The following is a 6,047-nucleotide window of genomic DNA, read 5'->3' as shown; positions in this document are numbered from 1 at the left end:
AAGAAGTCCATGACGATCTCGGCAAGCGGGATGTCGTAGATGATCTCGACGCGGTCCTCGCTCAAGTAGTCCATGCGCTGCAGCTCGCCGCGCCGCCCCTGCGCGAGCTCCATCAGCGTGCCGATGTATTCCGAAGGCGTGAGCATCGTGATCTTCACGAACGGCTCCTCGATCGCCTCGATGCGCGGCGCGGGCGGCATCGCGCTCGGGTTGTCGACGACGTCGACCGCGCCGTCGGTGAGGCGCACGCGGTATTCGACGTTCGGCGCGGTGGCCACCAGCGTGAGGTCGTACTCGCGCTCGAGCCGTTCCCGGATGATCTCCATGTGCAGCAGCCCGAGGAACCCGCAGCGGAAGCCGAACCCGAGGGCGCCCGACGTCTCGGGCTCGTAGGTGAAGCTCGAGTCGTTGAGGCGCAGCTTCTCGAGCGCCTCGCGCAGGTCGGAGAACTGGTCCCCCTCCACCGGGTACAGACCGCAGAAGACCATCGGCTTGGGGTCCTGGTAGCCGGCGAGCGGCGCGGCAGCCGGGTGGGCGAGGTTGGTGACCGTCTCACCGGAGCGGGCTTCGCCCACGTCCTTGATGCCCGCGATGAGGTAGCCGACCTCGCCCGGGCCGAGCGACGCCACCGGGACGGGAGCGGGAGTGCGCACCCCCAGCTCCTCGACGTCGTGGGCGGACCCCGCCTGCATGAACCGCAGGCGGGAGCCGGCGTGGAGGGTGCCGTCCATGACCCGTACGGCGCTGACCACGCCGCGGTACTGGTCGTAGTAGGAGTCGAAGATCAGCCCGCGGAGCCGGGCGTCGGCGTCTCCGCGCGGGGGCGGGATGCGCTCCACGATGGCGTCGAGCAGCTCGGGCACGCCCGCGCCGGTCTTGGCCGAGATCCGCAGGATCCCCGAAGCCGGGATGCCGAGCACCTTCTCGATCTCGGCGGCGTGGCGCTCGGGGTCGGCGGCCGGCAGGTCGATCTTGTTGAGGGCGGCCACGATCTCGAGGTCGTGCTCGACGGCGAGATAGCTGTTGGCGAGGGTCTGGGCCTCGATCCCCTGGGAGGCGTCGACGAGCAGGACGACCCCCTCGCACGCCGCCAGGCTCCGGCTGACCTCGTAGCCGAAGTCGACGTGGCCCGGGGTGTCGATCAGGTGGATGACGTGGCCCTTCCAGGTGACCCGGACGTTCTGGGCCTTGATGGTGATGCCCCGCTCCCGCTCCAGATCCATCGAGTCGAGGTACTGGTCCCGCATCTCCCGGGGGTCGACGGCCCCGGTGAGCTCGAGGACGCGGTCCGACAGGGTCGACTTCCCGTGGTCGATGTGGGCGATGATCGAGAGGTTGCGGATGTTGCCCGTGGACAAGTGGCCCATTCTCGCGGACCGGAGGGCCCGTCCGGACTGCTAGCCTCCGCCGGTTCTCCTATGGCCAATATCAAGTCTCAGATCAAGCGGAACCGCCAGAACGAGGTCCGGCGCCTGCGCAACAAGGGCGTGCGCTCGGAGCTCAAGACCCGGGTGAAGACGGCGGTGCGGGCGGTGGAGTCGGGCGCCGAGGACGGCACCGAGGCCCTGCGCACCGCCATCAAGCGCCTCGACAAGGCGGCCCAGAAGGGCGTCATCCACAAGAACCAGGCCGCCAACCGGAAGTCCCGCCTGATGCGCCGGGTGGCGGCGCTGGGCGGGCCGGCGGCGCCCGCCGTCAGCGCGAGCCCGTCCGAGCCCGCCGGCTCTGACGAGGCCTGACCGCCGGCGCCAGGCGCGCCAGCCGGGCCACCAGCACCTCGAGAACCGTCTGCTCGGGTAGCGCCGTCCGGCCCTTGAGGTCGAGGTCGGCGTCGGCCAGCAGCACGATCGCCCGGCCGATCCCCGGCCCCTTGAGCCGGGCCGCCTGGGACCGGGCCTTGGCCGCCGGGTAGGTGCTGCGGGTCCCGAGCAGGGAGGCGGCCTCCTCGTCGCTCGACACGTCGGCCCCGTCCAACCGCAGCATGGCCACGAAGTGGCGGTGGAGGCTGGCCAGCACGACCAGCGGATGGCGGTTCCCCCCCTCGGTCAGGCGGTGCAGCGCCGCCAGGGCGCGCCCCGCGTCGGCGGAGTCGATGGCATCGGTGAGCTCCCAGGGGGCACCGGCGCCGGCTTCGCCCAGGAAGGGCTCGAGCTCGTCGGGGCCCACCGTCGTGTCCCCGTAGGCGGCGGCCAACCCGGCCAGGATCCCCTCGAGGCGGCCCACCTCCTCGCCGAGATGCTCGGTGAGGACGGAGGCGGCCCGGGCGTCGAGGTTGACCGGCGCCTCCTTCAGCCGGGCCGCGAACCACTGCCCCCGGCCCCGCCCGGACGGCGCCGCCGCGTCCACCAGGCGGCCCACGCTGCGCACCGCTTCGACCAGGCGGGCCGGCACGGCCGCCGTGGACGCCATCACGAGAGAGGCGGTGTCGCTCGGCGCCGCCAGGTACGCCACCAGGCGGTCCACGTCCTCGGCCCGGGTCCGGCCCAGCTCGCGCACCACGAGGATGCGCCGGTCGGCCAGGAACGGCGGGGTGAGGCAGGCGTCGATGATGGCCGCCACGTCGGGCTCGTCGCCCGACTGGTCCTCGAGCGCCAGGCCGCCGGCGTCGGCGGTCAGCTCGGCCAGCAGCTTGGACAGGGCCTGGGCCACGAGGGCGTGGTCCTCCCCCTTCACCAGGTAGGCGGGAGCGGGGGTCGCGCTCACCGCGCCTCCAGCACGGCGGCCAGGGTGTCGCGCGTGCGGCGGGCGCCGCGCACGTCGTGCACGCGCAGCACGCGACAGCCGCGCACGATCCCGATGGCGCACGCCGCCAGGCTGGCCTCGCGCCGGGCATCGATGTCGAGGTCGAGCATCCGGCCCAGGAACGTCTTGTTCGACGCCGAGAGGAGAACGGGGTAACCGAGGGCGGCCAGCTCGTCCGAGGCGCGCAGGAGCGCCACCGACTGCTGCCACGTCTTGCCCAGGTCCAGGCCGGCGTCGACCATCACCCGCTCGGGTGGGATCCCGGCGTCCTCCGCCGCCCGCCCGAGCGAGCGCAGCACGTCGGCGACGGTGGCCACCACGTCGTCGTATCGGGGCTCGGGATCGGGGACCCGGGGCGCCAGGCGGATGTGGGTGGCCACGACGGCGGCGCCGGCGGCCGCCGCGACCGGGAGATACCCGGGATCGGCGAAGGCGCTGATGTCGTTGCCGATCACCGCCCCCGCCTTGTAGGCCGACTCCGCCACCGCGGCCCGCCAGGTGTCGACCGACACCGGGACGTCGAAGCGCGCCGTCAGCATCTCGATGGCCGGCACCACCCGCTCCAGCTCCTCCTCGAGGTCCACCTCGGGGCCGGGCCCGGCCTTGACCCCGCCGACGTCGAGGATGTCGGCGCCCTGGTCGACGAGGGCGGCGGCGCGGTCGATGAACGCGTCCAACGAGAAGTAGGTGCCCTTGTCGTAGAACGAGTCGGGAGTGCGGTTGAGGATCCCCATCACCAGCGCCCGGCTCGACACGTCGTAGCGCCGCCCGCCGAGGTCGAGGGTGGCGGCCACCACCGCGCTCAGTACAGGCGCGACGTCAGCGCCCGGCGCGCCTCGGCGGTCCGGGGGTCGTCGGGGCCCATGGCCTCGAGGAGATCGATGTACTCCTGGCGGGCGGCGTCGTCGTCCTTGACCCGGTCGAGCAGGGCCCGCAGCCGCTCCTCCACTCCGTCCCCGGCGGCCACCGCCTCCTCGCCGCCCAACCGGGCCAGCGCCGCGATCCGGCGCACCTCGGCGTCCTCCGGTATCCGGGCCAGGAGGCCCAGTGCCTCCTCCCCCTCCCCCTTCCCCACCAGCAGCTCGGCCAGGCCCAGCACGGCCTCGTGGTGGTCGGGCTGCAGCTCCAGCGCCCGCCGCAGCGAGGCCTCGTCCCCGGCCTGGACCAGGCGGTCGGCCTCGGTCTCGGGCGGGGCCAGGCGGGACACGAAGTCGGCCACCGCCGGCTCGGGGAGGGCGCCGATGAACGAGTCCACGGCCTGGCGGTCCTTGATGGCGTAGACGGCGGGGATCGACTGCACCCGGAAGGCGTTGCTGATGCCGGGGTTCTCGTCCACGTTGACCTTGACCAGGGCCACGGCTCCGTTGGTGGCCGCCACCACCCGCTCGATGATCGGGCCGAGGGTCTTGCACGGCCCGCACCACGGCGCCCACAGATCCACGACCACGGGGACCTGCTCCGAACGGGCCAGGACCTCCTGCTCGAAGGTGGCGTCGGTGACGTCGGTCATCGGGCCCGACCTTACCGGCCGCCACTAGGTTTCCGGACATGGAAGGGATCGACGGGCCCAAGGTCAGCGCCTGGTTGGAGGAGAACGTGGACGGGGCGCGAGGCCCGTTCGAGTTCGAGCTCATCGCCGGCGGGCGGTCGAACCTCACGTTCCGGGTCACGGGATCCGACGGCACCCGCTACGCCCTGCGCCGGCCCCCGGTGAGCCACGTCCTGCCCACCGCCCACGACATGGGCCGCGAGCACCGGATCATCTCGGCCCTCGGCCCCACCCCCGTGCCGGTGGCGCCCGCCCTCGGGTTCTGCGGCGACGAGTCGGTCAACGGCCGGCCCTTCTACATCATGGGCTACGTCGACGGGCACATCATCCGGGACCGCGCCCAGGCCGAGTCCGCCCTCGACGACCGGGGCCGGCGCACCGCCAGCGAGGACCTCATCGACGTCCTCGTGGCCATCCACGCCGCCGACGTCGACGCCGTCGGCCTCGGGGATCTGGGCCGGCGCGAGGGCTACATCGAGCGGCAGCTGAAGCGGTGGTACAGCCAGTTCCGCGCATCGATCGACGGGCGGGACCGGAAGGTCCCCGTGGTCGACGAGGTCCACGAGCTGCTGGCGGCGCGGGTCCCGGAGCAGGGTCGGCCCGCCCTGGTGCACGGGGACTACCGCCTCGACAACACCATGCTCGGGCCCGATGGAAAGCTGCGCGCCGTACTCGACTGGGAGCTGTGCACCCTCGGTGACCCTCTCGCCGACCTCGGCCTCCTGAACGTGTACTGGGCCGAGAGCCAGGACCAGACGGTGGCGCTGGCGGGGGTGGCCGCCACCGCCACGCCGGGCTTCCTGTCGCGCGACGAGATCAACCGGCGCTACGCGTCCCGGTCGGGGCGGGACGTCTCGGAGCTGCCGTTCTACGTCGCCTTCGGGTACTGGAAGCTGGCCTGCATCGTCGAGGGGGTCGCGGCCCGGTACGAGGGCGGCGCCATGGGCGGGGACCGGGGCTCGGGTTCGGACAGCATGGGTCAGCAGGTGGAGTCGCTGGCGGAGATGGCGCGCCGCGCCGTATCCCAGCTGTGAGCCCGAGCCTCCACCAGCGCCTCCCGTCGCGCGACCCGCGAGATCCTGTCCTGGTCATCCAGCTCGAGGGGTGGGTGGACGCCGGCCTCGGCGCCGCCACCGCCCTGGCCACGCTGGTCGAGGGCCGCGAGCCCGAGGTGGTGGCGGTCTTCGACGGCGACGAGCTCATCGACTACCGGGCCCGCCGCCCGATCGTCCGCATCGAGAACGGCCGCAACGCCGGCCTGACCTGGCGCCAGCCCCGGCTTCTCCTCACCACCGACCGGGCCGACCGGGACATGCTGCTCCTGGTCGGGCCCGAGCCCGACATGCGCTGGGAGGCCTTCGTGGTCGACGTCGTCGGCCTGGCCACCGAGCTCGGGGTGCGCCTGGCCGTGGGCCTCGGCGCCTTCCCCGCCCCCGTCCCCCACACCCGCCCGGTCAAGATCGCGTCGACCTCGACGGAGGAGTCGCTGGCGGCCCGGGTGGGGTTCGTGGCCGGCACCATCGAGGTTCCCGCCGGGGTGGAGGCGGCCCTCGAGCTGGCCCTGCACGAGCGGGGGATCCCGGCGGTGGGGTTGTGGGCCCGGGTCCCGCACTACGTCGCCGGCATGCCCTTCCCCGCCGCCAGCGCCGCCCTCCTGTCGGCCCTGGCCGAGGTGGCCGATCTGACCGTCGACACCACCTCCGTCGACACCGCCGCCGACGTGGCGCTGGGCCGGATCGACGAGCTGATCGCCAAC

7 protein-coding genes are annotated in these 6,047 nt (G+C 73.2%); 3 read left to right on the top strand and 4 right to left on the bottom strand.

Annotation, left to right across the window (positions count from 1 at the left end; all coding sequences use genetic code 11):
* The coding region (gene lepA, locus VFW24_07715) for a translation elongation factor 4 (GenBank protein HEX5266645.1) at nt 1-1,358 on the bottom strand (1,358 nt) is incomplete at its 3' end.
* A 60-nt stretch (nt 1,359-1,418) separates the two neighbouring features.
* Between lepA and rpsT the strand changes: the two genes are divergently transcribed.
* The gene (gene rpsT / locus VFW24_07710; GenBank protein HEX5266644.1) at nt 1,419-1,739 is read left to right on the top strand and encodes a 30S ribosomal protein S20; all 321 of its coding nucleotides are present in this window, start codon (nt 1,419-1,421) and stop codon (nt 1,737-1,739) included.
* Here rpsT and holA read toward each other — a convergent pair.
* Genes holA through VFW24_07695 form a run of 3 tightly spaced genes read right to left on the bottom strand, consistent with a single transcriptional unit; the run spans nt 1,696 to nt 4,252 of the window.
* A complete protein-coding gene (gene holA / locus VFW24_07705; protein ID HEX5266643.1) occupies nt 1,696-2,703 on the bottom strand; it encodes a DNA polymerase III subunit delta in 1,008 nt (335 codons plus the stop codon). The two genes, rpsT and holA, sit on opposite strands and share 44 nt — an antisense overlap.
* Nucleotides 2,700-3,539, bottom strand: a complete 840-nt coding sequence (folP, locus tag VFW24_07700; protein HEX5266642.1) for a dihydropteroate synthase — start codon at nt 3,537-3,539, stop codon at nt 2,700-2,702. The genes holA and folP overlap by 4 nt, the downstream gene beginning before the upstream one ends.
* Before the next feature lie 5 nt (nt 3,540-3,544).
* The gene (locus tag VFW24_07695) at nt 3,545-4,252 is read right to left on the bottom strand and encodes a tetratricopeptide repeat protein (GenBank protein ID HEX5266641.1); all 708 of its coding nucleotides are present in this window, start codon (nt 4,250-4,252) and stop codon (nt 3,545-3,547) included.
* Nucleotides 4,253-4,290: 38 nt separating this feature from the next.
* Between VFW24_07695 and VFW24_07690 the strand changes: the two genes are divergently transcribed.
* Both VFW24_07690 and VFW24_07685 read left to right on the top strand, forming a co-directional pair.
* Complete coding sequence (locus VFW24_07690) at nt 4,291-5,325, top strand: phosphotransferase family protein (GenBank protein ID HEX5266640.1); 1,035 nt, start codon at nt 4,291-4,293, stop codon at nt 5,323-5,325.
* Nucleotides 5,322-6,047 (top strand): PAC2 family protein (locus VFW24_07685; GenBank protein ID HEX5266639.1); only part of this gene is annotated, 726 nt, incomplete at its 3' end. The genes VFW24_07690 and VFW24_07685, both read left to right, overlap by 4 nt.

The organism is Acidimicrobiales bacterium, assembly GCA_036273495.1.
Classification (GTDB): Bacteria; Actinomycetota; Acidimicrobiia; order Acidimicrobiales; family JAJPHE01; genus DASSEU01.
This window is presented reverse-complemented; position numbering and strand designations above follow the sequence as displayed.